Genomic DNA, 25,862 nt, shown 5'->3' on the forward strand with positions numbered 1-25,862 from the left:
TTCGCTGCGTCCCCACTCTGTAACCCGTGAGGATTTCATCGTGATGGAGTTATCCAGACATCCGACCACTGTCTATCAGGTTGTCGCTGCACAACTCGAACAGGCGCTACAGCAACGCTACCGCTGTGGCGACTATCTTCCCTCCGAGCAACAACTGGCCGATCACTATGAAGTTAACCGCCATACCCTACGCCGGGCGGTGGATGAACTGGTGAACAAAGGGCTGCTGCAACGCCGTCATGGCGTCGGCATTCTGGTGCTGATGCGGCCTTATGACTATCCGCTGCACGCTCAGGCGCGCTTTAGTCAGAACCTGATGGAGCAGGGCAGCCACCCGACCAGCGAGCGGCTGCTGGCGGTGTTGCGTCCGGCCAGCCAGGACGTCGCCAGCGCACTGGGCGTCAAAGAGGGCGACAACGTCATTCACCTGCGCACTCTGCGACGTGCCAACGGCGTGCCGTTGTGTGTCATCAACCATTTCCTTGCCGATCTCAGCTGGTGGCCGCAGTTGCAGCATTTTAACAGCGGTTCGCTGCACGATTACCTCGATAAGCACACCGGCAAACAGCTGGTGCGTACCCAGACCCGCATCAGCACCCGGCGAGCGCAGGCGAAAGAGTGCAAGCAGCTGGAAATCGCGCTGCATTCGCCGCTGCTCTGCGTGCGGACGCTGAATAAAACCCGTGACGGTGCGATGGCCGAATACTCGGTCAGCCTGACGCGCGGCGACATGATTGAACTGACTCTGGAGCATTAATGGAACAGCAAACGGCCCGCCAGCGCTGGCTTTCAGTGCTGGCACACAGCAGCGCGGCACAGCTTAACGCGCACTGGCAGGCGCTTAACCTCCAGCCAGCGTTCACCCTGATTCGTCCGGCAGAGATCGGCCTGACCCGGCTGCAGGCGCGGATGGGCGCGACCGGTAAACGCTTTGTGATGGGGGATGCGACGGTGACGCGCGCGGTGGTGCAGCTCAGCGACGGCACGCTGGGCTACAGCTACATCCTGGGACGTGACAAAGCCCATGCCGAGCGCTGCGCCTTACTCGATGCCCTGTTACAGCAGCCGGAAACCCGGACGCTGTTGGAAGAGAAAATTATTACCCCGCTGGCGGCATGGCGTGATGAGCAGCGTCAGCTGCGCGCGCGTGAAATTGCCAGCAGCAAAGTGGACTTCTTTACGCTGGTACGCGGAGATAACTGATGACTTTACTGGCAAGTTTTAACCATCCGGTGGCGGATGCACAGCGCGCATTTCGTCGCATCCTCAAGGCGATGAGCGAACCTGGCGTGATGGTGTCGCTGCCGCTGCAACAGGGCTGGGGCGCACTGTCGCCTGCCGCCACCGCACTGTTACTGACGCTGGTCGATCAGGAAAGCCCGGTCTGGCTGGATGCGCAGATCGATAACGAACAGTTGCGCAATAACCTGCGCTTCCATACCGGCGCGCCGATTACTGCGCAACAGGATGCGCCTTTCGCGCTCAGTCATGCCAGCTCACATCCCGATCCGGCCCATTTTGCCGCCGGTGATAATCTGGCGCCGGAAAAGAGCACCACCCTGATTATTGAAGTGCCGTCGCTGAATGGCGGCCTGACGCTGCGTCTCTCCGGACCGGGCCTGCGTGAAACCCGCGCCATTGCGCCGCAGCTGCCGGAAAGCGTGCTGGCCTATCTGCGTAGCCGACCACATCCGTTCCCGCAGGGCGTCGATCTGATTTTTACCTGTGGCGAAGCGATGATGGCGGTGCCGCGCACCACGCTTGTGGAGGTGTGCTGATGTATGTTGCGGTAAAAGGGGGCGAAAAGGCGATTGCCCACGCCCATCAACTGCAGGCCGATCTGCGGCGCGGCGATCGGGATGTCGCCGAACTGGGCTGCGATCAGGTGGCACAGCAGCTCGGTCTGGCGGTCGATCGGGTGATGACTGAAGGTGGAATTTACGATCCGGAACTGGCGGCGCTGGCGATCAAGCAGGCCAGCGGCGATCTGGTGGAGGCGATCTTCCTGCTGCGCGCCTATCGCACCACGCTGCCACGACTGGCGGAGAGCCGACCGCTGGCGACCGGATCGATGCGTATCGAGCGGCGTATCTCGGCGGTCTACAAAGATCTGCCGGGCGGCCAGGTACTGGGACCGACCTATGACTACAGCCACCGTCTGCTCGACTTTACGCTGCTGGCCAACGGTGAAACGCCGGCATCGCCACGCGACGATCGGGCACTGGACGCCGCCTGTCCGCACATGTTCTGCATGATGAGCAATGAAGGGCTGGCGGTGCGTGAAGAGGATGACGGCAGCGAACCGACCGATATCACCCGCGAGCCGATGAGCTTTCCTGCCTCACGCGCCGCCCGGTTACAGCAACTGGTGCGCGGTGATGAAGGTTTTCTGCTGGCGCTCGGTTATTCAACCCAGCGCGGCTATGGTCGCACCCACCCGTTTGCCGGTGAGATCCGTACCGGCTATCTCAGCGTCAGCATCTGCCCGGAAGAGCTGGGGTTTGAGCTGGAGATCGGTGAACTGCTGCTGACCGAGTGCGAAATGGTCAACGGCTTCGCCCACAGCGACGACAGCGCGCCGCATTTCACCCGCGGCTACGGTCTGGTGTTTGGTCGCGCCGAACGCAAAGCGATGGCGATGGCGCTGGTTGACCGGGCGCTGCAGAGCCGTGAGCAGCAGGAACGCATCACCAGCCCGGCGCAGGATGAAGAGTTTGTGCTGTCGCACGCCGATAACGTCGAAGCCGCGGGCTTCGTCTCCCACCTCAAACTGCCGCACTACGTCGATTTCCAGGCCGAGCTGGAACTGCTGAAACGGCTGCGGCAGGATCATCAGGAGCGCAACCATGGCTGAACTCCACGGTTATAACAACGGCTATCTGGATGAGCAGACCAAACGCACCATCCGCCGCGCGATCCTCAAAGCAGTGGCGATCCCTGGCTATCAGGTGCCGTTTGCCGGACGGGAAATGCCGATGCCTTACGGCTGGGGCACCGGCGGCATTCAGATCACCGCCAGCGTGATTGGCGATCAGGATGTGCTGAAGGTGATCGATCAGGGTGCGGATGACACCACCAATGCGGTGTCGATTCGTCGCTTTTTTCAGCGGGTCAGCGGGGCGGCGACCACCGAACGTACCGCCGATGCCACGCTGATCCAGACCCGGCATCGCATTCCGGAAACGCCGCTGGAAGAGGACCAGATTTTGATCTTCCAGGTGCCGATCCCGGAGCCGCTGCGCTTTATCGAGCCGCGTGAAACCGAAACCCGGACCATGCACGCGCTGGAGGAGTACGGCATCATGCAGGTCAAACTGTATGAAGATATTGCCCGCTACGGTCATATCGCCACCACCTATGCCTATCCGGTCAGGGTCAACGATCGTTATGTCATGGACCCGTCGCCGATCCCCAAATTCGATAACCCGAAAATGCACATGATGCCGGCCCTGCAACTGTTCGGTGCCGGCCGCGAAAAGCGCATTTACGCCTTACCGCCCTATACCAAAGTAGAAAGTCTCGACTTCGACGACCATCCATTCACCGTTCAGCAGTGGGATGAACCCTGTGCGCTGTGCGGCTCGCGCCACAGCTATCTCGACGAGGTAGTGATGGACGATCAGGGAACGCGGATGTTTGTCTGCTCCGACACCGACTTTTGCCATCAGCAGCAGGAACAGCAACATGCACAGTGATCAGCCGCTGCTTGCGGTCAGCCAGCTCACCCATCTTTATGCGCCGGGCAAAGGGTTCGAACAGGTCAGTTTTGATCTCTATCCGGGCGAAGTGCTGGGCATTGTCGGCGAGTCCGGCTCCGGCAAAACCACACTGCTGCACAGCCTGTCGGCGCGTCTGACGCCGCAACAGGGCAGCATTCTTTATCAGGGACGCGACCTCTATCAGATGAGCGAAAGCGATCGCCGTCGTCTGCTGCGCACCGAATGGGGCGTGGTGCATCAGCATCCGCTGGACGGATTGCGGCCGCAGGTCAGCGCCGGCGGCAATATCGGCGAACGGCTGATGGCGGTCGGCCAGCGCCACTATGGCGATATCCGTGCCGAAGCCAGCCGCTGGCTGCAGGCGGTAGAGATTGCCGCTAACCGTATCGACGATCTGCCGACCACCTTTTCCGGCGGGATGCAGCAGCGTCTGCAGATTGCCCGCAACCTGGTGACCCAGCCGCGCCTGATGTTTATGGATGAGCCGACCGGCGGGCTGGATGTGTCGGTACAGGCGCGACTGCTGGATTTGCTGCGCACGCTGGTGCGGGAACTCAATCTGGCGGTGGTGATTGTCACCCACGATCTCGGGGTGGCGCGACTGCTGGCGCACCGGCTGCTGGTGATGAAGCAGGGGCGGGTGGTGGAGAGCGGATTAACCGATCGGGTGCTTGACGATCCCCATCATCCTTACACGCAATTGCTGGTCTCTTCGGTGCTCAATTAAATGATGACTCACACCCCCATGTTGCAGGTTGAGAATCTGTGTAAAACCTTTGTGCTGCATAACCAGAACGGCGCTGCGCTGCCGGTATTGCAGAACGCCAGCCTGACGGTCAGTCAGGGCGAATGTGTGGTGCTGCAGGGCCACTCCGGCAGCGGTAAATCGACTCTGCTGCGGGCGCTGTACGGCAACTATCAGCCCAACAGCGGCCATATCCGGCTGCAGCATCAGGGCGAATTGATCGATATGGCGCAGGCGACGGCGCGGCAGATCATCGCCATCCGGCGGGATACGGTCGGCTGGGTCAGCCAGTTCCTGCGGGTTATTCCGCGGGTGCCGACGCTGGAGATTGTGATGCAGCCGCTGCTGGAGCGCGGCGTCGAGCGCGCCTTCTGTGAAAAGCGCGCCCGTGAGCTGCTGAGCCGGCTTAACGTGCCGGAGCGTCTCTGGTCGCTGGCCCCGTCGACCTTTTCCGGCGGTGAGCAGCAGCGGGTTAACATCGCGCGCGGCTTTATCGCCGACTATCCGGTGCTGCTGCTGGATGAACCGACTGCCTCACTCGACAGTGTTAACCGTGACGCGGTGGTCGGACTGATTGAACAGGCGCGCGCCCGCGGTGCCGCCATTGTCGGCATTTTCCACGATGAAGCGGTGCGCGACCGGGTGGCCGATCGGCTGCACCTGATGCAACCGATCGCCACAGGAGCACAAGCATGATCATTAATAACGTCCGACTGGTGCTGGAAAACGAGGTGGTCGCCGGATCGCTGGAGTTCCGTGACGACCGCATCAGCAGCTTCAGCGAAACCGCCAGTCAGCAACCGGGCGCGCTGGACGGCGAGGGTGCCTGGCTGCTGCCGGGGCTGGTGGAGCTGCACACCGATAACCTCGACAAGTTTTTCACTCCCCGGCCCAAAGTGGACTGGCCGGCCCATTCGGCGATGAGCAGCCACGATGCGCTGATGGTTTCCAGCGGCATTACCACCGTGCTGGATGCGATTGGCGTCGGAGACGTGCGCGACGGCGGCCACCGGCTGGAGAATCTCAGCAAGATGATCGACGCCATCCGCGACAGCAACCGTAAAGGGCTGAACCGCGCCGAGCATCTGCTGCACCTGCGCTGTGAGTTGCCGCATCCGACCACCGTGCCGCTGTTTGAGGCGCTGATGGGGACGCCGGAACTGGCGCTGGTATCGCTGATGGATCACTCACCGGGGCAGCGTCAGTACGCTTCGCTGGAAAAATATCGCGAGTACTATCAGGGCAAATATCAGCTCAACGATCAGGAGATGAACCTGTTCGAGCATGACCAGCTCACGCTGGCGGCTGCCTGGTCTCAGCCTAACCGCCAGGCGATTGCTGCGCTGTGCCGTGAGCATGGCATCGCCATCGCCAGCCACGACGATGCCACCGCGGCGCACGTTGAGGAGTCACATGCGGCGGGCAGCCGTATCGCCGAGTTCCCGACCACGCTGGAGGCGGCCCGCGCCTCGCGTTATCGCAATATGCAGGTGCTGATGGGTGCGCCAAACATCGTGCGCGGCGGCTCTCACTCCGGCAACGTCGCCGCCTGGGAGCTGGCGTCACACGGGGTGCTGAATATCCTGTCGTCAGATTACTACCCGGCCAGCCTGCTGGATGCGTCGTTCCGGCTGGCGGCGGATGAGCGCAACAGCCTTGGCATGGCGCAGGCTATCGCGCTGGTGACCTGTAATCCGGCGCGGGCGCTGGGACTGGAAGATCGCGGCGTGATTGCAGAAGGCTGCCGCGCCGATCTGGTGCTGGCGCATACCGCCCACGGTCACCCGCACGTGCGCCACGTCTGGAGCAAAGGCCGGCAGGTCTATTAATGGCGCGCCTTATCTGGTTAATCGGGCCGTCCGGATCGGGCAAGGATAGCCTGCTGAATGCGCTGCGCGATGCCCCGCCGGCACGGCTGCTGATTGCCCATCGCTACATCACCCGCGCCGCCGATGCCGGCGGTGAAAACCATGTGGCGCTGAGCGAGGCGGAGTTCGCCCGGCGTGCCGCGCTGGGGCTGTTCGCGGTCAGCTGGCAGGCGCACGGGTTTCATTACGGCATCGGTACTGAAGTGGAAAGCTGGCTGCAGCGCGGTCAGAACGTAGTGGTTAACGGCTCGCGGCTGCATCTGGCGCAGGCACAGGCGCGATTCGGGCCGCAGCTGCTGCCGCTCTGTCTGCAGGTGACACCGTCGGTGCTGGCGGTGCGGCTGCGTCAGCGAGGACGGGAAGATGACGCGGCGATCGCCCGGCGGCTGGCGCGTGCTGCCCAGCCCCAGCCGGACGGGTGTCTGCTGCTCAATAATGACGGGGCGCTGGACCGCACGGTACAGCAACTTCGACAGCTGCTGGAGGCGCATCAATGAAACAGACCTTTGCTGGCAGCGCGGAGACAGTCCGGCATCGACTTCAGCGACCGGAGGCGTATCAATGAAGCTCACTTTTCTGGGGACTGGCGGGGTCACCGCCGCGCCACTGTTTGGCTGCAACTGCCGCGCCTGTCAGCGAGCGCAGCAGGACCGGCGTTATCATCGTGCACCGTGCAGTGCGCTGATTGAGGCGGGCAACGAGCGCATCCTGCTCGACGCCGGCCTGCCGCTGCTGGCCACGCGTTTCCGGCCCGGTGAGCTGACCCGCATTCTGCTGACGCACTACCATATGGATCACGTGCAGGGGCTGTTTGCGCTGCGCTGGGGCAAGGGTGCCTCTATTCCGGTGTGGGGGCCGCCCGACACGCGCGGCAGCGATGACCTGTTTAAGCATCCCGGCCTGCTCGATTTCCGGCCCTCATTAACCCCGTTTGTTGCCCAGTCGTTTGGTGAACTGCAGGTCACGCCGCTGCCGTTGCAGCATTCACGGCTGACCCATGGCTACCTGTTCGACTGGCAGGGCAGCCGGCTGGCCTGGCTGTGCGATACCTGTGGCCTGCCGCCCGATACCGAAGATTTTCTGCGCGGTCAGCTGCTCGATCGGCTGGTGATCGACTGTAACGATCCGCCGCAGACCGCGCCGCGCAATCACAACGATCTCAACCTGGCGCTGGCGATCATCGACCGGCTTCAGCCGCGTCAGGCCTGGTTAACCCACCTCAGTCACGAGATGGACAACTGGTTAGCCGATCACCCGCTGCCAGAGGCGGTTCAGCCTGCGCGCGATGGTCTGATCCTGTCATCGGGCTCCGGCTGGCCTGTCACAGTTTGATCATCTGACTGTCATGCCGCCTTCATGCCGCCACGCCTTAATAACCGGCAGAACGTAATCAGTGATGACGGAGAACAATATGGCACAGGCACTTCTGAAAACGGTGGTCGATAACGACCTGCCACCGGCCAGTCTCGGCGGACAAAAAGTGTTGTCGGTGCAGAGTCTGAGCAAAGCGTACGGCGACAGCAAGGTGCTGGATAAGGTCAGCTTCGATCTGCACGCCGGGGAACTGGTGGCGGTGATTGGCCGTTCCGGCGCCGGGAAATCGACCCTGCTGCACATGCTCAACGGCACCATTGCCGCCAGCTCCGGCGCGATTATCAGCCTGCATCAGGGCGAAGCGGACCGCAACGTGGTCGCACTCAGCAGCCGCCAGCTGCGGGAATGGCGCAGCCAGTGCGGCATGATCTTTCAGGATTTCTGTCTGGTGCCGCGTCTCGATGTGCTGACCAACGTGCTGCTGGGCCGACTGAGCCAGACCAGTACGCTGAAATCGTTCTTTAAAATTTTTTCTGACCATGACCGCGCCCACGCGATTGAACTGCTGCAGTGGATGAACATGCTGCCGCAGGCGCTGCAACGCGCGGAAAACCTGTCGGGCGGTCAGATGCAGCGCGTGGCGATCTGCCGGGCGCTGATGCAGAACCCCAAAATCCTGCTGGCCGATGAGCCGGTGGCGTCACTCGACCCGAAAAACACCAAACGCATCATGGATGTGCTGCGTCAGGTGAGCGAGCAGGGCATCAGCGTGATGGTGAACCTGCACTCAATCGAACTGGTAAAAAGTTACTGCACCCGGGTGATTGGTATTCAGCGCGGGGTGGTGCTGTTCGATGGCCATCCGTCGCAGCTTACCGACAGCCTGCTGCATCAGTTGTACGGCGATGAACTTAATCAGATCCACTAACTTCCACGGCAAGAGAACAACCTCGAATGAAACTGACTTCTTTAGCGCTACTGACGGGTGTAATGGCTTTTGGTGTTAACGCAGCGGATGCGCCGAAACAACTCAACCTCGGCATTCTGGGCGGACAAAACGCCACCCAGCAGATTGGTGATAACCAGTGTGTGAAGACTTTCTTTGATAAAGAGCTGGGCGTGGATACGCAGATGCGTAACGCCTCTGACTACTCCGGGGTGATCCAGGGATTGCTGGGCGGCAAAATTGATATGGTGCTGAGCATGTCACCGGCCTCGTTTGCCTCGGTTTACCTGCAGGACCCGAAAGCGGTCGATGTGGTCGGCATTGTGGTGGATGACAAAGATCAGTCACGCGGCTATCACTCGGTGGTGATCGTCAAAGCGGACAGCCCGTATAAAAAACTGGAAGACCTGAAAGGCAAATCGTTTGGCATGGCCGATCCCGATTCGACCTCCGGCTTTCTGATGCCTAACCAGACCTTTAAGAAACAGTTTGGCGGCACGGTAGACGATAAATACAACAATACCTTCTCCAGCGTGACCTTCTCCGGCGGCCATGAGCAGGACATTCTCGGCGTGCTGAACAACCAGTTCGACGGCGCAGTGACCTGGACCTCACTGGTCGGCGATTACAACAGCGGCTATACCTCCGGCGCATTTGGCCGTCTGATCCGTATGGACCATCCGGATCTGATGAAGCAGATCCGCATTATCTGGCAGTCGCCGCTGATCCCCAACGGTCCGGTGCTGGTCAGCAACAAACTGCCGGCGGATTTTAAAGCCAAAGTGGTGGCGGCGATTAAGAAGCTGGATAAAGAAGATCACGCCTGTTTCGTCAAAGCGGTTGGCGGTGAGCAGCATATCGGTAATGCCACCGTGGCAGATTATCAGAACATCATTGATATGAAGCGCGACCTGATGAAAGGCAGCCGCGGCTAACGCGGCGGCGGCAATCTCATTACCTCCTTCCCTGACTATCCGGGGAAGGGGGACGCGGCAAACCGGCCGGCGTCCCGCTGCTTCAGCTCCGGAGATCCCCCTCTTGACCGAATTCGAACGTTACTACCAACGCATCCGACACCAGCAGAAGCGCGACACGCTGCTCTGGTCACTGCTGCTGGTCGCCCTCTATCTGGCGGCGGGCAACGTGGCGGAGTTCAATCTGCTGACCGTCTGGCAGTCGCTGCCACACTTCTTCGACTATCTGCATGAAATTATGCCGGTGCTGCATCTGCCGCTGCTGTTCGCGGATGGCAAAACCGAAGGGTCGCTGGCTTACTGGGGCTACCGTCTGCCGATCCAGCTGCCGCTGATCTGGGAAACGCTGCAGCTGGCGCTGGCCTCCACTCTGCTGGCAGTGGCGCTGGCGGCAATGCTGGCCTTTTTTGCCGCTGACAATACCCGTACGCCCGCCAGCCTGCGACTGGCTATCCGCGCCTTTGTCGCCTTTCTGCGCACCATGCCGGAGCTGGCGTGGGCGGTGATGTTCGTGATGGCGTTTGGCATCGGCGCAATCCCCGGCTTTCTGGCGCTGGCGCTGCACACGATAGGTAGCCTGACCAAACTGTTTTACGAGGCGATTGAATCGGCGTCTGACAAGCCGGTGCGCGGCCTGGCGGCCTGTGGTGCCACCACCCTGCAGCGGATGCGCTTCGCCTTCTGGCCGCAGGTGAAACCGATCTTTCTCTCCTACAGCTTTATGCGGCTGGAGATCAACTTCCGCTCCTCAACCATCCTCGGGCTGGTGGGCGCGGGCGGCATCGGCCAGGAGCTGATGACCAATATCAAACTCGATCGCTACGACCAGGTGAGCATGACCTTGCTGCTGATCCTGATTGTGGTGTCGCTGCTGGATACGCTCTCCGGCCAGTTGCGCCGTCGCGTCGTAGGAGAAACCGCATGATCAGCGTCGTACCGGATATCACGCATCTCAGAGCGCAGCACCGCGCGCTGTTTGCCGCGCAACCGCGCTATCTGCGCCGCCTTGGCCTGCTGGCGCTGGCGCTGCTGCTCTACTATCTGTTCTTCTTCTCGTTTTATGGCATTGAGTGGTCGCGCCTGCTGAACGGCTGTCAGCAACTGGGGCGCTACTTTCTGCGGATGTTTGTCTGGCAGGATTTTGCCAACTGGCCGTTTGGCTACTACTTCTCGCAGGTCGGGATTACGCTGGGCATCGTGTTTGCCGGCACCCTGACCGCCACGCTGCTGGCGCTGCCGCTGTCATTTCTGGCGGCGCGCAACGTGATGCACAGCCGGGCGACCAGACCGGTTGCCTTTGTGATGCGCCGGCTGTTTGACCTGCTGCGCGGCATCGACATGGCGATCTGGGGATTGATTTTTGTCCGGGCGGTCGGCATGGGGCCACTGGCCGGGGTACTGGCGATTATCCTGCAGGATGTCGGGCTGCTGGGCAAACTGTATGCCGAAGGGCACGAATCGGTTGAGCGCTCGCCGAGCCGCGGCCTGGGTGCCGTCGGTGCCAACAGTCTGCAGAAGCACCGTTTCGGCATTTTTACCCAGTCGTTCCCGCAGTTTCTGGCGCTCAGCCTCTATCAGATTGAGTCCAATACCCGCTCAGCGGCGGTGCTGGGCTTCGTCGGCGCCGGTGGCGTCGGCCTGGTGTATGCCGAGAATATGCGGCTGTGGAACTGGGACGTGGTGATGTTCCTGACGCTGATCCTGGTGGTGGTGGTGATGGCGATGGATGCGCTCTCCAGTCGTCTGCGCAAGCGCTATATCAGCGGGACACCGGTGCCGCTGTGGCAGCCTGCTGGGCGCGATTAAGCCGTTCGCTGCGTTGCCAGGCGCGCTGCAGCGCCTGCACCAGCTGCGCCTGCTGCCAGGGCTTCGCCAGCCGTTCGCACAGCGGTAAGGTGACCGGCTGGTGGCGCAGGTCCTGACCACTGATCAACAGGGTCGCCAGCTGCGGCCAGTTCTGCTGCGCCTGGCGGATCACCTCAGCGCCGTTGATCTCGCCCGGCAGCATCAGATCGCTGATCAGCAGATCGATATCGGGCGTCTGACGCAGCAGCGCCAGCGCCTGTTCACCGTCGCCGCACTCCAGCGTCAGGTAGCCTAGCTGGTGCAGATGCTCACACAGCGTCTGGCGCACCGCCGGTTCATCATCCAGCACCAGCACCAGCCGATCGTTGGCCGCGTCGGGTGGCGTCGGCTGGACCGGCGGGAGCGGGGCGGTGGCCGGCATCTCTGGCGCGCGCGGCAACAGCAGCCGCACCGTGGTTCCCTGTCCCGGTGCCGTCTCCAGTTCAATCTGACCGCCGGACTGGCGGACAAAGCCATACACCATCGACAGCCCCAGCCCGCTGCCACTGCCGGTGGCTTTGGTGGTGAAGAACGGCTCAAATACCTGCTCGCGCACCGCGGCCGACATGCCGCAACCGTGGTCAATCACCTCAATTGTGACACGGTCACGTTTCTCCTCCTGCTCCAGTCGCCGCTGGTTCCAGATGCGGATGCGGATTTCTCCGCTCTGCTGCTGCATCGCATCCCGGGCGTTGACCACCAGATTCATCAGCGCGTTTTCCAGCTGGCTGGCATCGATCCAGGCGGGCCAGCCGGGACGCTGCGCATCAATAACCAGTTGCTGACCGGGCAGCAGCGAGTGCTGCAACAGCCCCTGCAGATTATCCACCAACGTCACCACCGAGACCGCGCGTGGAAACAGCGCCTGTTTACGTGAGAAGGCCAGCAAACGCTGGGTCAGCTGGGCAGCGCGATCGGCTGCCTGGCGCGCCCGCTCAATCCGGCTGGCGAGTGGGCCAGGCGTCAGCTGGCCTTCGGTCAGCGCCAGGCTACCGATGATCACCGCCAGCAGATTATTAAAGTCGTGCGCCAGGCCGCCGGTCAGCTGACCGACCGCTTTCATCTTCTGGCTGTGCAGCAACGCCTCTTCCAGCGCTTTGCGGGTGGTGCGTTCCAGCACCGTATTGACCATGCCGCGCCGGGGGATCGGGCTGAAGCGCAGTTCCAGCGTCCGCCCATCGGCCAGCCGGATCTCCTGCGGTTCACCGGGTCCATGCAGATCAACCGCCAGCGGTTGTAGCAGCTGCTGCCACGGCACGCCCCGGTGCAGTTCACGCGGCGGAATGCCCAGCAGCTCGGCATACTGCGCATTCCACACCACCAGCTGACCGTCGTTATCAAACAGCGCAAACCCGTCGCGCATCGCCAGAAAAGTGGATTCCAGCTGGTTGCTCTTCTCTTTCAGCAGGCGTGAAGTGTGGGCCAGCGAGGCGGTATTGCGGGCGAAGACGTTGAAGGCGCGCGCCAGCTCGCCCAGCTCATCCCGCCGTTGCAGCCCCGGCACGCTGACGTTTTGTTCACCCTGCGCCAGCCGGGTCATCGCCCCGGCAATCGCCGTCAGGCTGGAACCGAGATTGCGGTAGATATAGATGCCGGCGTAACCGGTGATCGCCAGCGCCAGCAGCGCAAACAGCGTAATAAAGCCGATTATCGAATCCAGCTCGCGGTGGGTGGCGAGGGTCCGCGCCTCACTCTGCAACGCCACCTGCTGCACCGAGGCACTGATGTCCTCATTGAGCATCGCCACCAGCGCTTTGATGCGATAGGTGGCGTAGGCAATCGCCAGATCGCTCTGTTCCAGCGCATCGGCCAGCGGCAGCAGGCGCTGCTGAGTCGCCAGCAGGCGCTGCACTTTCTCGCCGGTGACGCCCTGCAACGGCACCGCGCGCCACTGCATCATCACCTGCTGTAACTGATCGATCACCGCGACGGGCGAGGGAGTACGAATGGCGATCCCGATCAGCCGCTCGGTCTGCTGGCGCAGCGCGGCGTCTGGCTGAGTCTGCTGTTCACGTCGAACCAGCTGGTCGATATGGCTGAGCAACAGCTGCGCCTGCCACAGGTCGCTCAGCATGGTGTTACGTTGCAGGTGGCGCTGATGGCCGGTCAGCAGTAACTGGTTGATGGTCTGTTCCAGCATCAGGCTGCGGGCGCGAATGCGGGCGATGCGTTCCGGCTGGCGCGCTGCCAGCGGCGCACTGGCCAGCAGCGTCAGTGAATGCTGCAGCGCCTGCTGATTCTGTTTCAGGCGTTGTGATTCGCTCTGGTACTCCAGCGCCCCGACCACCTGCGACAGCCGCACCGCCGCCGTGGCCACGTTGGCGGTATCGCGCGCCAGCGCCAGACTGCCGTTCATGTCGGCCAGCGTCTGCGCCTGGGCCTGTTCCTGAATCGCGCCAGCATGACGAAAGCCAAAGATCGCCACCACGCTCACCATCAGCGTGACCAGCACCACCAGCAGATTGAACAGTAACAGGCGGCCGCGCGCCCCGGCCTGCCACGGATAACTGCGCTGCATCCCACGACCTCATCATCACTGCAACGATGGGCCGAGTATAGGAGCGCACAGGCGGACGAATATGACAAATATGAACGGGTCCTGACATTTTCCGTTTATCTGGCGTTGCTTAACTGGCGGCTCTTCATAATCAGCAGGAGCTGGCCGATGACAGCCACACCGATACTGGAAATGCGGGAGATCACCCGGCGCTTCGGCAGTTTTTATGCCCTGAAAGGGGTCGATCTCACCGTCTATCCCGGCGAAGTTCACGCCCTGATGGGCGAGAACGGCGCCGGTAAAAGTACGCTGATGAAGATTCTGGCCGGTGCCTATACCGCCAGCAGCGGGGAAATTTTAATCGAAGGTAAACCCTATGCGCTGAAGGGGCCCAAAGAGGCGCTGGCCGCCGGGATTACCCTGATCTATCAGGAGATCAATCTGGCGCCCAATCTGACGGTGGCGGAGAACATCTTCCTCGGCAGCGAAATTGCGCCCGGTGGGCTGGTGAAGCGGCGGCAGATGGCGGAGCAGGCGCAGCGGGTTATCGACCGGCTGGGCGCGCAGTTCAGCGCCTGGGATTTGGTCAGCCGGCTGAGCATTGCCGAGCAGCAACAGGTAGAAATTGCCCGTGCGCTGCAACGTAACAGCCGCATTCTGGTGATGGATGAGCCAACCGCGGCGCTATCCAACCGTGAGACCGAACAGCTGTTTGCGCTGATTAAACGGCTGCGCAGCGAAGGGATGGCGATCATCTACATCAGTCATCGAATGGCCGAAGTCTATGAGCTGTCCGACCGGGTCAGCGTGCTGCGCGACGGCCAGTATGTCGGCAGTCTGACCCGCGAACAGCTCAACGCCAGCGAACTGGTGCGGATGATGGTCGGGCGGCCGCTCAGCGATCTGTTCAATAAGGACCGTACTATTCCGCTCGGCGATATCCGGCTGGCGGTGAATCACCTCACCGACGGCGGCAAAATTCATCCCAGCAGTCTGGCGGTGCGGGCCGGTGAAATCGTGGCGCTGGCCGGGCTGGTGGGTGCGGGGCGCAGCGAACTGGCGCAGCTGATATTTGGCGTACACCCACCGAAAGACGGCGAGATCTGGATCGACGGCGAGAAGGTCACGATTCGCTCACCCCGTGAGGCGATTGCGCGCGGGATCGGTTTTCTGACCGAGAACCGCAAAGAGCAGGGGCTGTTTCTGGAGATGGCGGCGCAGGAAAACATCGTGATGGCCACGCTGGAACGTGATGCCAGCTACGGCATGCTAGACCGTCGCAAAGGACAGTCGATTGCCAATGAGGCGATCGCTTCACTCAATATCCGGGTGCCGCATGCCCAGGTCCGAGCTGGCGGACTCTCCGGCGGTAATCAGCAGAAGCTGCTGATATCGCGCTGGGTGGCGATTGGCCCGCGCATTCTGATCCTCGACGAGCCGACGCGTGGCGTCGATGTCGGCGCGAAGAGCGAAATTTATCGCATGATGCAGCAGATGGCGCGGCAGGGTGTGGCGATTTTAATGATCTCCAGCGAACTGCCGGAGGTGGTCGGGATGAGCGACCGCGTTTACGTGATGCACGAAGGCACCATCGTGGGTGAGCTGGAAGGCAGCAACATCAGTCAGGAAAATATTATGACGCTGGCAACCGGTGCGCACAGCGCGTCACCGCTCGAGGTATAAGGATACCATCATGACACAACTGGCCCGGACCAAAGCCCCGACGCTGAAACGCGCGCTGATGGGCGATCTGCTGCAAACCGTCGGTATCCTGCCGATTCTGATCCTGATCGTGGCGGTGTTTGGCTTTGTTACGCCGAACTTCTTTACCGAAGCGAACCTGCTGAACATTACCCGCCAGGCCTCAATCAATATCGTGCTGGCGGCGGGCATGACCTTTGTCATCCTGACCGGCGGCATCGATTTGTCGGTCGGATCAATGCTGGGCACTACCGCAGTGGTGGCGCTGGTGGCGTCGCTCGATCCAATGCTGGCCTCAATGACCATTCCGATGGCGCTGGGTGCCGGACTGGTGATGGGGCTGTTCAACGGTGTGCTGGTGGCGTGGGCAGGGCTGCCGCCGTTTATCGTCACGCTTGGCACCTATACCGCGCTGCGCGGAGCGGCCTATCTGCTGGCGGACGGCACCACGGTAATCAACTCCGATATCAATTTTGAATGGATCGGCAACGGCTATCTCGGCCCGGTGCCGTGGCTGATTGTGATCGCATTCGCTGTCATCGCTATCTGCTGGTTTATCCTGCGCCGCACCACGCTTGGGGTACATATCTACGCGGTGGGCGGCAACATGCAGGCTGCCCGCCTGACCGGCATCAAGGTCGGCATGGTGCTGATTTTTGTCTACGGCATGAGCGGCCTGCTGTCGGGGCTGGGCGGACTGATGAGCGCCTCACGGCTCTACAGCGCCAACGGTAACCTCGGCGTCGGCTATGAGCTGGATGCAATCGCTGCGGTGATCCTCGGCGGCACCAGTTTCGTCGGCGGCATCGGCACCATTACCGGTACGCTGATTGGCGCGCTGATTATCGCCACCCTGAATAACGGCATGACGCTGATGGGCGTCTCCTATTTCTGGCAGCTGGTGATCAAGGGCGCGGTGATCATTATTGCGGTGCTGATCGACAAATATCGCACCCGTCATCACGTGAGTTAAGGCTGGAAAGGGGGATGCGCAGCCGCGCGTCCGCCGCCATAAAAACGCCATTTAGTCGTTGGCACTTTGATAACCGCAGGAGAAGGTCTATGCGTTTTAATCCGATTGTAACCGGACTGCTGGCGGCGACGCTGTTCAGTACCGGCATGGCTCAGGCAAAAGAACTCAAATCTATCGGCGTGACGGTCGGCGATCTGGCTAACCCGTTTTTCGTGCAGATCACCAAAGGTGCGGAGATGAAAGCGCGGGAACTGGCGGGGGATAAGGTCAACGTGACGCTGGTCTCCAGCGGTTACGATCTCGGTCAGCAGGTCGGCCAGATCGATAACTTTATCGCGGCGAAAGTCGATATGATCATCCTCAACGCTGCCGACTCCAAAGGCATCGCCCCGGCGGTGAAACGGGCGCGGGACGCCGGCATCGTGGTGGTGGCGGTTGACGTGGCGGCCGATGGTGCCAACGCCACCATCACCTCCGATAACACCGAGGCCGGGGTGATGGCGTGTAAATATATTTCTGACCGTCTGAAAGCCAAAGGCAACGTGGTGATCATCAACGGGCCGCCGGTTTCGGCGGTACAGAACCGCGTTGAGGGCTGTATGACCGAGCTGAAACGCCATCCGGATATCAAGCTGCTCTCTTACAACCAGAACGCCAAAGGCAGCCGCGAAGGCGGGCTGGAAGTGATGACCGGTCTGCTGTCGGCGAATCCGAAGATCGATGCGGTATTCGCCATCAACGATCCGACGGCGATTGGTGCCGATCTGGCGGCCAAACAGGCGCAACGTAACGAATTCTTTATTGTCGGCGTCGATGGATCGCCGGACGGTGAAGAGGCGCTGAAACGTAAGAACTCGCTGTTCGTCGCTACACCGGCGCAGGACCCGCAGGTGATGGCGGCCAAAGCGGTTGAGATCGGCTATGACATTCTGCAGGGCAAACCGGCACCCGATAAGCCGGTGCTGATTCCGGTGAAGCTGATCGATCGTAACAACATCGGCAGCTATCAGGGCTGGACGGTGAAATAAGCCACCGGCGGCACCGTCGGGTGCCGCCCACAGGAGGCCACAATGCAGCGATCACAGGTGAATCACTATCTGCAACTGACCCGCGAGTTTCTGATGCGTCAGAATGTGCATCTGCCGCCGTGGGCCGATTTCAGCCTCAGCCAGTGGCGCGCTCAGGATCGTCAGCAGGCGCAGGAGATTCTGGCGCTGCGGCTGGGCTGGGATCTGACCAGCTTTGGCGCGGCTGACTTTCTGCACACCGGTCTGACGCTGTTCACTCTGCGTAACGGTTCACCGGGTGGGCATCCGTGGCACAAACCCTATGCCGAAAAGGTGATGCACGTGCGTGAGGGCCAGCGGACGCCGATGCACTATCATCCGCAGAAAATGGAAGACATTATCAATCGCGGCGGCGGCAATCTGATTATCGAAATACATAACCGCGACGGCGACGGACTGGCACATTCGGCGGTCGCGGTGACGCTCGACGGCATGCGTCAGTCGCACGTTGCCGGCTCGCAACTGCGGCTGTCACCGGGTGAAAGCGTGACGCTGGAAGCGGGCATCTGGCACAGTTTCTGGGGCGAGAACGGCTTCGGGGACGTACTGGTGGGTGAGGTGTCGATGCCGAATGATGATGAAAATGACAACGTGTTTCTGACGCCGCTGGCACGTTTCAATCCACTGCTGGAGGATGAGACGCCGCGCTGGCTGCTGTGCAACGATTATGCGCACTGGCTACCGTGAGCAGGGCAGGCACGGCGCGGTCAGTCAGGCAATCTGGCTGGTGCGCGCCAGCGTATCGGGTTTGACCACATCAGCGGAAAAGACATAGCCGAGGCCGCGAATGGTGCGGATCAGGTTAGGCTGATGTGGATTGGTTTCGATCTTACGCCGCAGCCGCATGATCAGTACGTCGATGGTGCGATCAAATACGTCGAGCGTTTCGCTGTGGGTCAGCTCCAGCAGCTGATCGCGGGTCAGCACCTTGCGGGCATGACGCACCAGCGCACGCAACAGGCTATATTCGCCCTGCGTCAGCGGCACCAGTTCACGTTGCGGATTAAATAACTGGCAGCGGCTCTCGTCGAGTTGCCAGCCGTTAAAGCGCCAGCCTTCCTGTTCCTGTTCGGCCGGCAGCAGGCGTCCTCCCCGGCGCAGGGCCGCCCGCGCGCGTGCCACTACCACCCGCGGATTAAACGGTTTGGCAATATAATCATCCGCGCCCATCTCCAGCCCGACCACCATTTCCGCTTCCGATCCCATTCCGGTCAGCATAATCACCAGCACATCGGGCCGCTGGCGCTGTAACTGCTGTAACACCAGCAGGCCATTGGTATCCGGCAGCATCATATCCAGCATCACCAGCCCAATCTCCGGGTGCTGATGGAGCATCGTAAGGGCCTCTTTGCCCTGATGACAGCTGTAGACATTGAACACATGTTCACTTAGCGCGTCCTGCAACACGTCGCAGACGGCAAGATCATCATCCACCACCAAAATCGCTGGCTTCATTGCGCGGCCCCAATGTTACGAAAGAGTTAATTCTGGAGTGTACACAGGCTAACAACGGTTGCTGTATGAGCCTGCTGAAACGTGACCAGCTTCGCCTGGCAGAGTGCGGAATCGTGCGCTGGCGCAGAGTTTTTCAGGCGGTCAATGTCGCCGCAGGAAAACGATTGCGCACAATCAGTGCATTGCACCATAATCGCGCCTTGTTTTGGTTCGGAATTGTCTTAGCCCTTCTGTAGCGCGCCAGGTAATCGATTGCGTCGGCTTATGGCATGGCAATTGCTTTGGGCTGTGGGTCAATAAACGTTTTTTCACCGAATTCAGGCTAGCGAGTATGCAGCAGCCCGTTTCGCTGTACCGGAAACAGAATAATCAGCATGCAAACCCCTTTGGCAAGTGAGAACGCACATTCGTGACGTCTCCTGTATCGAGAGATGATGATGTTAGAAAAATTATTCAAACTCAAAGCACACAACACTACGGTTCGCACCGAGATTATCGCCGGCATCACCACCTTCCTGGCGATGGCTTACATTCTGTTTGTGAACCCGAGCATTCTGGGTGCCACCGGCATGGATAAAGGCGCGGTATTTGTGGCCACCTGTCTGGCGGCGGCGATTGGCTGCGTTCTGATGGGGCTGATCGCTAACTACCCGATTGCACTGGCACCGGGCATGGGATTGAACGCCTTCTTTACCTACACCGTGGTGCTGCACATGGGCTACACCTGGCAGGTGGCGCTGGGTGCGGTATTCCTGTCGGCGGTAATCTTCTTTGCGCTGTCGATTTTTAAAATCCGCGAATGGATCATTGCCAGCATTCCGCTGCCGCTGCGCGCCGGTATTGGTGCCGGTATCGGGCTGTTCCTGGCGCTGATTGCGCTGGAAGGGGCGGGCATTGTGGTCGATAACCCCGCTACGCTGGTGGGGATTGGCGATCTGACTAAGCCTGGGCCGCTGCTGGCCATGCTGGGGTTTATCGTGATTGTGGTGCTGGAAGCGCGTCGTGTAACCGGCGCAGTGCTGATCGGTATCTTACTGGTGACCTTTATTTCGATGGGTATCGGCCTGTCACCTTTTGCCGGCGTGTTCTCTGCACCGCCGTCGATCGCGCCGACCTTTATGCAACTGGACATTGCCGGTGCCTTTAACGTCGGGCTGGTAAGCGTGATTTTCGCCTTCCTGTTTGTTGATGTGTTCGACAATACCGGGACGCTGTTGGGCGTGACCAAACGTGCCGGTCTGGCGGATGAGCAGGGTAACGTGCCGAAGATGGGCCGGGCGCTAATCGCTGACAGTGCGGCCGCCCTGTTTGGTTCGCTGCTGGGTACTTCGACCACCACCAGCTATGTGGAATCTGCGGCTGGCGTCAGTGCGGGCGGCCGTACCGGTCTGACGGCAATTGTGGTCGCTGTCCTGTTCCTGCTGGCGCTGTTCTTCTCACCGCTGGCCTCCAGCGTACCGGTCTATGCAACTGCGCCTGCCTTACTGTTTGTCGCCGTGCTGATGGCCTCGGGTCTGGCGGAGATTGACTGGAAAGATATCACCACTGCCGCACCGGTAACCGTCACGGCGCTGGCGATGCCTCTGACCTATTCGATCGCCAACGGTATCGCGTTTGGTTTTATTACCTGGACGCTGGTGAAGCTGCTGAGTGGCCGCACCAAAGAGGTCAACGCGGCGCTGGTGATCCTGTCGATTCTGTTTGTGATTAAGTTGGGGTGGCTGAGCGCCTGAATGCGCAGGGGCCGGCTGGCAGTGGTTTAACGCTGTGCAGCGGGCTGACATTCAGCAGGTTACGCCTTGCTTTGATCTGAAATCGAGCAGGTTTCGCCTTGCTGCGGGCTGGCATAGGGTAAGGTTTCGCCTCGCGTAGACCTGAAATCGAGCAGATTACGCCTTGCTGCGGGCTGGCATAGAGTAAGGTTACGCCCGCCGGGCAGTGGGGAGTTTCAGATTGCCTGAGCAGGCGGACGCGTCAAGGGGCGGACGCCCGCCCCTTAACAATCCCGGCGTCCGGCGGCCTGCGCGCCACGCTGTGCGCGGTCCCTTCGTCATTCCCTGCGGCCGACGGACCGGCCGGACGCGCCATCCGTGGCGCGATCCGTCCTTTCGCCGACCTCCTGTCGGCTCTCCTGGCCTCCGGTTGTTCCTCAGCGCTGCGGACGCCTCTCACAAACCCCCCGTCTGTAATTATCTTTTCATTTCGCTATTGCCGTGCTGTCTGATGGCCCGTTGCAAAGACAAACCTCAATATTTACCGGGATGACGAACCCAACTTGAAAAAGACGAAACAACCGCTGCGATTTATAAAGCCGCGCTGTCTGCCGACCCGATAGAAAAGATAATCCCAGAAACCCACAGCGATAAAATACCCAACATAAAAAAGAGATAACAGCGGGTGGGTTGAATAACATTTTGTCTGCTGAGCCGAAAGCCAGAGGCAATCCCAAAAACCGACAGCGATAAAGTACCCGACATAAAAAGCAGAAATAACAGCGAGGGGTTGGGAGGCCGTCAGAACCGCTGAGCCAATGAGGGATTTCAGGACGAGCGACAGGGAGGTCGCGAAGAGGCGGGATCGTGCCATGGATGGCGCGTCCCGGTGTTCCGTGAGAAATCCGGAAGAGGCGAAGGGACCGCGAAGCGGCGGTGAAGCAGGCCGGAGCCCGGGGTCAAGGGGGCGCGGCGACTGGCGCCCCCTTGTCGGTCGCCGGCAGCGGCGAAACTGAAACTGCCACAGCCAGCCAGCGAACGAAACCTTCTCCCAGCCCCGTTCGCGCAGCGAACCTCAAACCCCTACCGGAAAGGCGGCTCATTAAACGTCCGCAATTTACGCGAATGCAGCTTATCGCCTTCGGCACGCAGCAACTCAACCGCGTGAATACCGATCTGCAGATGCTCCGAAATAGCCCCTTCATAGAAACGGTTCGCCTGGCCCGGCAGCTTAATCTCACCGTGCAGTGGCTTATCCGAGACGCAGAGCAGGGTGCCGTAAGGGACGCGGAAGCGATAACCCTGCGCCGCGATGGTGGCGCTCTCCATATCGACCGCCACCGCGCGACTCAGGTTGAAGCGCAGTGCCGAGGCTGAATAGCGCAACTCCCAGTTGCGGTCGTCGGTGGTGACGACGGTGCCGGTACGCAGGCGCTGTTTTACCTCTTCACCCGGCATGCCGCTCACCGTCTTGGTGGCGTCATACAAGGCGCGCTGCACTTCCGCAATGCTCGGCACCGGGATATCCGGCGGCAGCACGCTGTCGAGAACGTGATCGTCGCGCAGATAAGCGTGCGCCAGCACATAGTCACCAATCCGCTGGCTCTCGCGCAAGCCACCACAGTGACCAATCATCAGCCAGGCGTGCGGGCGCATCACCGCCAGATGATCGCAGATGGTTTTGGCATTCGACGGGCCGACGCCGATATTGATCAGCGTAATGCCGCGGCGGTCAGGCGAGGTGAGATGCCAGGCGGGCATCTGATGCTTCTTCCAGGCGAGGTCGGAGAGCATCGACTCGCTGTTGGCGGTATCGGCCGTCAGCACCACGTCACCGGCGCAGGCCAGGCTGTCATACGGCGTGTTGGGATCGCGTACCTGCTCAATCGCCCAGCGCACGAACTCGTCAACATACCGGGTGTAGTTGGTGAACAGCACAAACGGCTGGAAATGATCGACGGCAGTGCCGGTGTAGTGACGCAGACGGGCCAGTGAGAAGTCGGTTCTCAGCGCGTCGAAGTGCGACAGTGGAAAGCGGGCGTCGGCATGGAACAGGCCATCGGCGGTCTCATCGCCAATCTGCGACAGTTCGGTGGTCGGGAAGTGACGGGCGATACCGGCGCTCATGGTGCGATCCAGCGACAGATCGGAACCGTCAATCACGTAAGGATAGGGGATCTCCTGGCTGGAAGGCCCGACTTCGATCTCCAGCCGATACTCTTTCTCCAGCATCGCCAGTTGTTCAGCAATATAGTGCCGCAGCAGCGCAGGGCGGGTAATGGTAGTGCTGTAGCTGCCGGTGTGGGTAAAACGTCCCCATGCACGGGTGCGGTTCTGCTGAGGCCCTTCGCCGTGCCAGCTAATACGCAACTCAGGGTAAACAAACAATCCCTGTGCGCGTTTGGCGGCATCCGGTAGCGAGCCATCCTCGGTGAAGGCTTTGATTGCCGTGCGCAGCGCATCGACCGCGCCCTCATACAGGCGCTCAAGTTCATCCAGCGCTTGCTGGCTGGTCAGGTTTTTCCGTTGTGTCGGCATGGTTTCTCCTTCCATTTGTTACCGCGTTTTGCCCAAGCTTAGCGGGTTTGTTGCAGAGATTGGTGAAGAATCTGTGATCGACCGCATTTTGCACCAACCTGGTGCTGGTGTGTTGGCCGCGTCGCTCTATTGTTAGTGATCGGTGACCCTCACTAACGTGGCAGGTCGCCTTCACCCGCCGTGCGGATTATTTTCACAGCCGCAGGTTTTATGGCGAGATTATTGCTTAAATCTTCCGTGGCGCGGCTGGCCGCACCCGGTAATACCACTCTCCACTCTCTGTTCAGAAACTGATTTCTCCTGATTGGCATTGGCTCTTAACCCTGTTGAGGATGACCGCATGTCTGTGAAAGTGATCAAGTTCCCTATCAAGCTCGTCATGGCCGGATGTTTAATGACCGCGTTATCGGCACACGCCGATATTAAAATTGGCGTCGCCGGACCTTTCTCCGGTCCGAATGCCACCTATGGTGCGCAGTACTGGAAAGGTGCCTCGCAGGCTGCGGCGGATATCAACGCGGCGGGCGGCATTAACGGCGAGAAAATTGTGCTGGTTCAGGGCGATGATGCCTGTGAACCGAAGCAGGCGGTGTCAGTCGCGAACCGACTGGTGGATCAGGACAAAGTGAATGCGGTGGTCGGTCACTTCTGTTCTTCCTCCACTATGCCTGCCTCAGAGGTGTATGACGAAGCAGGCGTACTGGCGATTACGCCAGGCTCCACCAATCCTAAAATTACCGAGCGGGGCATGAAAACTCTGTTCCGCATGTGTGGACGTGATGACCAGCAGGGTGCGATTGCCGCGGATTTCATCCTCGACAAACTGAAGGCGAAGAAAGTCGTGGTGATCCACGACAAAGATACCTACGGCCAGGGGCTGGCAGATGCCACCAAAGCCGCACTGGAGAAACGCGGCGTCAAGGAGGCGATGTATGAAGGTTTATCGCGCGGCGAGAAAGATTTTAACGCGCTGGTGACCAAAATCGGCCAGTTAAAACCCGACGTGGTCTACTTCGGCGGTTGCCACCCGGAAGCGGGGCCGCTGGTGCGTCAGATGCGTGAGCAGGGAGTGAAAGCGGACTTCTTCTCCGGTGACTGCATCGTGACCGAAGAGATGGTGACCGCCGCTGGCGGGCCGCAATACACCAAAGGGGTTTATATGACCTTTGGCAACGATCCACGCCAGATTGCCGATGGCAAAGCGGTGATTGAAAAATTCCGTGCCGGCGGCTTCGAACCTGAAGGCTATACCCTTTACGCCTATGCCTCGATTCAGGCGATTGCTGCTGCCTACAAAGGCGCCGGCAAGGATAACGAAAAAGCCAGCGAATGGCTCAAAGCCAATAGCGTTGATACCGTGATGGGCAAAAAGTCCTGGGATAGCAAAGGGGATTTAAAAGTCTCTGACTACGTGGTGTATCAGTGGGATGACAAAGGAAAATATCATCAGCTCTGAGTAAACCGCCAGGCTGTAATCCCCGCGATTACAGCCTGAAACAGTCGGGCGACAGCCGGAGGACGCGGCAACGCGTCACTCAGGTATACCTTTTCCGGAGCCGGTGCGACGGGCTCCCGCAGTGAGACTTTTGCTATGGATGCCTTCTTTTTACAGCAAATGGTGAATGGCCTGACGCTGGGTGCAGTTTACGGCCTGATCGCCATTGGCTATACCATGGTTTACGGCATTATCGGCATGATCAACTTCGCCCACGGCGAGGTCTATATGCTGTCCGCCTATCTGTGCGCCATCGGTCTGGCGCTGCTCTCCGCGTTCGGTATTCACTCTTTTCCACTGCTGATCTTCGGAACGCTGCTGTTCACCATCGTTATTACCGCCGTTTATGGCTGGACCATTGAGCGCATCGCCTATCGTCCGCTGCGCAACTCCACCCGGCTGGCACCGCTGATCTCCGCCATCGGCATGTCACTGATCCTGCAAAACTATGTGCAGCTCAGCCAGGGGCCCAACCAGCAGGGCGTGCCCACGCTGCTGAGCGGCGTATTGCGGCTGGAGCTGGCAAGCGGCGTGGTGCAGATTACCTGGACCAAAGTATTCATCCTGCTGGCGGCGGCCTGCGGCATGGCGCTGCTGACCTGGATTATCCAGTACACCCGGCTGGGACGCATTTGTCGGGCGGTGCAGCAGGATCGGCGGATGGCGGCGATCCTCGGGATTAATACCGATCGGGTTATTTCCCTGGTGTTTATGATTGGCGCGTCGATGGCCGGTCTGGCCGGCGTGCTGGTGACGATGAACTACGGCACCTTCGATTTTTACGCCGGATTCATTATTGGCATCAAAGCGTTCACCGCGGCGGTGCTGGGTGGTATCGGTTCGCTGCCGGGCGCGATGCTGGGCGGCCTGCTGCTCGGCGTGGCGGAGGCGCAGTTCGCCGGGCTGGTGAATTCCGATTACAAAGATGTGTTCTCCTTCGCGTTACTGGTGGTGATCTTAATCTTCCGCCCGCAGGGATTACTGGGTCGCCCGCTGGTGGCAAAAGTGTGAGG

General features: G+C 60.4%; 26 protein-coding genes. 22 read left to right on the forward strand and 4 right to left on the reverse strand.

Annotated elements, in window-relative coordinates; translation table 11 throughout:
* Positions 1-43: 43 nt before the first annotated feature.
* The 14 genes from phnF to phnE (AABB92_RS02990) all read left to right on the forward strand — a co-directional run bounded on the left by phnF (position 44) and on the right by phnE (AABB92_RS02990) (position 11,372).
* Entirely contained in the window at positions 44-757 is a 714-nt protein-coding gene (phnF, locus tag AABB92_RS02925) for a phosphonate metabolism transcriptional regulator PhnF (RefSeq protein ID WP_031377904.1), read from the forward strand.
* Positions 757-1,203, forward strand: a complete 447-nt coding sequence (gene phnG, locus AABB92_RS02930; RefSeq protein WP_031377905.1) for a phosphonate C-P lyase system protein PhnG — start codon at positions 757-759, stop codon at positions 1,201-1,203. The genes phnF and phnG overlap by 1 nt, the downstream gene beginning before the upstream one ends.
* Entirely contained in the window at positions 1,203-1,778 is a 576-nt protein-coding gene (phnH, locus tag AABB92_RS02935) for a phosphonate C-P lyase system protein PhnH (protein WP_031377906.1), read from the forward strand. The genes phnG and phnH overlap by 1 nt, the downstream gene beginning before the upstream one ends.
* Positions 1,778-2,854 (forward strand): carbon-phosphorus lyase complex subunit, encoded by a 1,077-nt coding sequence (locus tag AABB92_RS02940; RefSeq protein WP_031377907.1) that lies wholly within the window; start codon positions 1,778-1,780, stop codon positions 2,852-2,854. Before phnH ends, AABB92_RS02940 begins: the two co-directional genes overlap by 1 nt.
* The gene (locus tag AABB92_RS02945; RefSeq protein WP_046288242.1) at positions 2,847-3,695 is read left to right on the forward strand and encodes an alpha-D-ribose 1-methylphosphonate 5-phosphate C-P-lyase PhnJ; all 849 of its coding nucleotides are present in this window, start codon (positions 2,847-2,849) and stop codon (positions 3,693-3,695) included. Before AABB92_RS02940 ends, AABB92_RS02945 begins: the two co-directional genes overlap by 8 nt.
* Positions 3,685-4,446, forward strand: coding sequence for a phosphonate C-P lyase system protein PhnK (phnK, locus tag AABB92_RS02950; RefSeq protein ID WP_031377908.1), 762 nt, complete (start codon positions 3,685-3,687; stop codon positions 4,444-4,446). The genes AABB92_RS02945 and phnK overlap by 11 nt, the downstream gene beginning before the upstream one ends.
* Positions 4,447-5,160, forward strand: a complete 714-nt coding sequence (gene phnL, locus AABB92_RS02955; RefSeq protein WP_031377909.1) for a phosphonate C-P lyase system protein PhnL — start codon at positions 4,447-4,449, stop codon at positions 5,158-5,160.
* Positions 5,157-6,293, forward strand: a complete 1,137-nt coding sequence (gene phnM, locus AABB92_RS02960) for an alpha-D-ribose 1-methylphosphonate 5-triphosphate diphosphatase (RefSeq protein ID WP_046288243.1) — start codon at positions 5,157-5,159, stop codon at positions 6,291-6,293. Before phnL ends, phnM begins: the two co-directional genes overlap by 4 nt.
* Positions 6,293-6,829 (forward strand): ribose 1,5-bisphosphokinase, encoded by a 537-nt coding sequence (phnN, locus tag AABB92_RS02965; RefSeq protein WP_046288244.1) that lies wholly within the window; start codon positions 6,293-6,295, stop codon positions 6,827-6,829. The genes phnM and phnN overlap by 1 nt, the downstream gene beginning before the upstream one ends.
* Positions 6,830-6,893: 64 nt before the next feature.
* Positions 6,894-7,664, forward strand: a complete 771-nt coding sequence (phnP, locus tag AABB92_RS02970) for a phosphonate metabolism protein PhnP (protein WP_031377629.1) — start codon at positions 6,894-6,896, stop codon at positions 7,662-7,664.
* 79 nt (positions 7,665-7,743) lie between these two features.
* A complete protein-coding gene (gene phnC, locus AABB92_RS02975; RefSeq protein WP_031377628.1) occupies positions 7,744-8,574 on the forward strand; it encodes a phosphonate ABC transporter ATP-binding protein in 831 nt (276 codons plus the stop codon).
* A 26-nt stretch (positions 8,575-8,600) separates the two neighbouring features.
* Positions 8,601-9,527 (forward strand): phosphonate ABC transporter substrate-binding protein, encoded by a 927-nt coding sequence (gene phnD / locus AABB92_RS02980; RefSeq protein ID WP_031377627.1) that lies wholly within the window; start codon positions 8,601-8,603, stop codon positions 9,525-9,527.
* 103 nt (positions 9,528-9,630) lie between these two features.
* Positions 9,631-10,491, forward strand: coding sequence for a phosphonate ABC transporter, permease protein PhnE (gene phnE / locus AABB92_RS02985; RefSeq protein ID WP_031377626.1), 861 nt, complete (start codon positions 9,631-9,633; stop codon positions 10,489-10,491).
* Positions 10,488-11,372, forward strand: a complete 885-nt coding sequence (gene phnE, locus AABB92_RS02990; RefSeq protein WP_046288245.1) for a phosphonate ABC transporter, permease protein PhnE — start codon at positions 10,488-10,490, stop codon at positions 11,370-11,372. Before phnE (AABB92_RS02985) ends, phnE (AABB92_RS02990) begins: the two co-directional genes overlap by 4 nt.
* Here the strand turns inward: phnE (AABB92_RS02990) and AABB92_RS02995 are convergent.
* Complete coding sequence (locus AABB92_RS02995; protein WP_046288246.1) at positions 11,326-13,929, reverse strand: ATP-binding protein; 2,604 nt, start codon at positions 13,927-13,929, stop codon at positions 11,326-11,328. The genes phnE (AABB92_RS02990) and AABB92_RS02995 overlap by 47 nt on opposite strands.
* Positions 13,930-14,076: 147 nt before the next feature.
* On the opposite strand from AABB92_RS02995, the gene AABB92_RS03000 reads away from it, so the two are divergent.
* From AABB92_RS03000 to AABB92_RS03015, 4 genes are all read left to right on the forward strand, one after another.
* On the forward strand, positions 14,077-15,591 hold the full coding sequence (locus AABB92_RS03000; protein WP_031378036.1) for a sugar ABC transporter ATP-binding protein: 1,515 nt from the start codon (positions 14,077-14,079) through the stop codon (positions 15,589-15,591).
* A gap of 10 nt (positions 15,592-15,601) precedes the next feature.
* Entirely contained in the window at positions 15,602-16,582 is a 981-nt protein-coding gene (locus AABB92_RS03005) for an ABC transporter permease subunit (RefSeq protein ID WP_031378037.1), read from the forward strand.
* An 89-nt stretch (positions 16,583-16,671) separates the two neighbouring features.
* On the forward strand, positions 16,672-17,610 hold the full coding sequence (locus tag AABB92_RS03010) for an ABC transporter substrate-binding protein (protein WP_031378038.1): 939 nt from the start codon (positions 16,672-16,674) through the stop codon (positions 17,608-17,610).
* A gap of 42 nt (positions 17,611-17,652) precedes the next feature.
* A complete protein-coding gene (locus AABB92_RS03015; RefSeq protein WP_031378039.1) occupies positions 17,653-18,336 on the forward strand; it encodes a D-lyxose/D-mannose isomerase in 684 nt (227 codons plus the stop codon).
* 24 nt (positions 18,337-18,360) lie between these two features.
* Here AABB92_RS03015 and AABB92_RS03020 read toward each other — a convergent pair whose 3' ends face one another.
* Positions 18,361-19,104 carry a response regulator gene (locus AABB92_RS03020; protein ID WP_031378040.1) on the reverse strand — a complete coding sequence of 248 codons (744 nt, stop codon included), beginning with the start codon at positions 19,102-19,104 and terminating at the stop codon, positions 18,361-18,363.
* Positions 19,105-19,169: 65 nt separating this feature from the next.
* On the opposite strand from AABB92_RS03020, the gene AABB92_RS03025 reads away from it, so the two are divergent.
* Both AABB92_RS03025 and AABB92_RS03030 read left to right on the forward strand, forming a co-directional pair.
* Positions 19,170-19,340, forward strand: coding sequence for a hypothetical protein (locus AABB92_RS03025; protein ID WP_158087053.1), 171 nt, complete (start codon positions 19,170-19,172; stop codon positions 19,338-19,340).
* A gap of 198 nt (positions 19,341-19,538) precedes the next feature.
* Positions 19,539-20,837: an NCS2 family permease gene (locus AABB92_RS03030; RefSeq protein WP_218833860.1), complete on the forward strand. Its 1,299-nt coding sequence runs from the start codon at positions 19,539-19,541 to the stop codon at positions 20,835-20,837.
* 520 nt (positions 20,838-21,357) lie between these two features.
* Here the strand turns inward: AABB92_RS03030 and AABB92_RS03035 are convergent.
* Positions 21,358-21,690 carry a hypothetical protein gene (locus tag AABB92_RS03035; protein ID WP_152659081.1) on the reverse strand — a complete coding sequence of 111 codons (333 nt, stop codon included), beginning with the start codon at positions 21,688-21,690 and terminating at the stop codon, positions 21,358-21,360.
* A 209-nt stretch (positions 21,691-21,899) separates the two neighbouring features.
* On the reverse strand, positions 21,900-23,354 hold the full coding sequence (locus AABB92_RS03040) for an AMP nucleosidase (protein WP_031375103.1): 1,455 nt from the start codon (positions 23,352-23,354) through the stop codon (positions 21,900-21,902).
* A gap of 340 nt (positions 23,355-23,694) precedes the next feature.
* Between AABB92_RS03040 and AABB92_RS03045 the strand changes: the two genes are divergently transcribed.
* Together AABB92_RS03045 and AABB92_RS03050 are read left to right on the forward strand one after the other, a co-directional pair.
* On the forward strand, positions 23,695-24,810 hold the full coding sequence (locus AABB92_RS03045) for a branched-chain amino acid ABC transporter substrate-binding protein (RefSeq protein WP_031375104.1): 1,116 nt from the start codon (positions 23,695-23,697) through the stop codon (positions 24,808-24,810).
* 135 nt (positions 24,811-24,945) lie between these two features.
* Positions 24,946-25,860: an ABC transporter permease subunit gene (locus AABB92_RS03050; RefSeq protein WP_046288247.1), complete on the forward strand. Its 915-nt coding sequence runs from the start codon at positions 24,946-24,948 to the stop codon at positions 25,858-25,860.
* Positions 25,861-25,862 lie beyond the last annotated feature (2 nt).

Source organism: Pantoea brenneri (genome assembly GCF_038594305.1).
GTDB lineage: Bacteria > Pseudomonadota > Gammaproteobacteria > Enterobacterales > Enterobacteriaceae > Pantoea > Pantoea brenneri.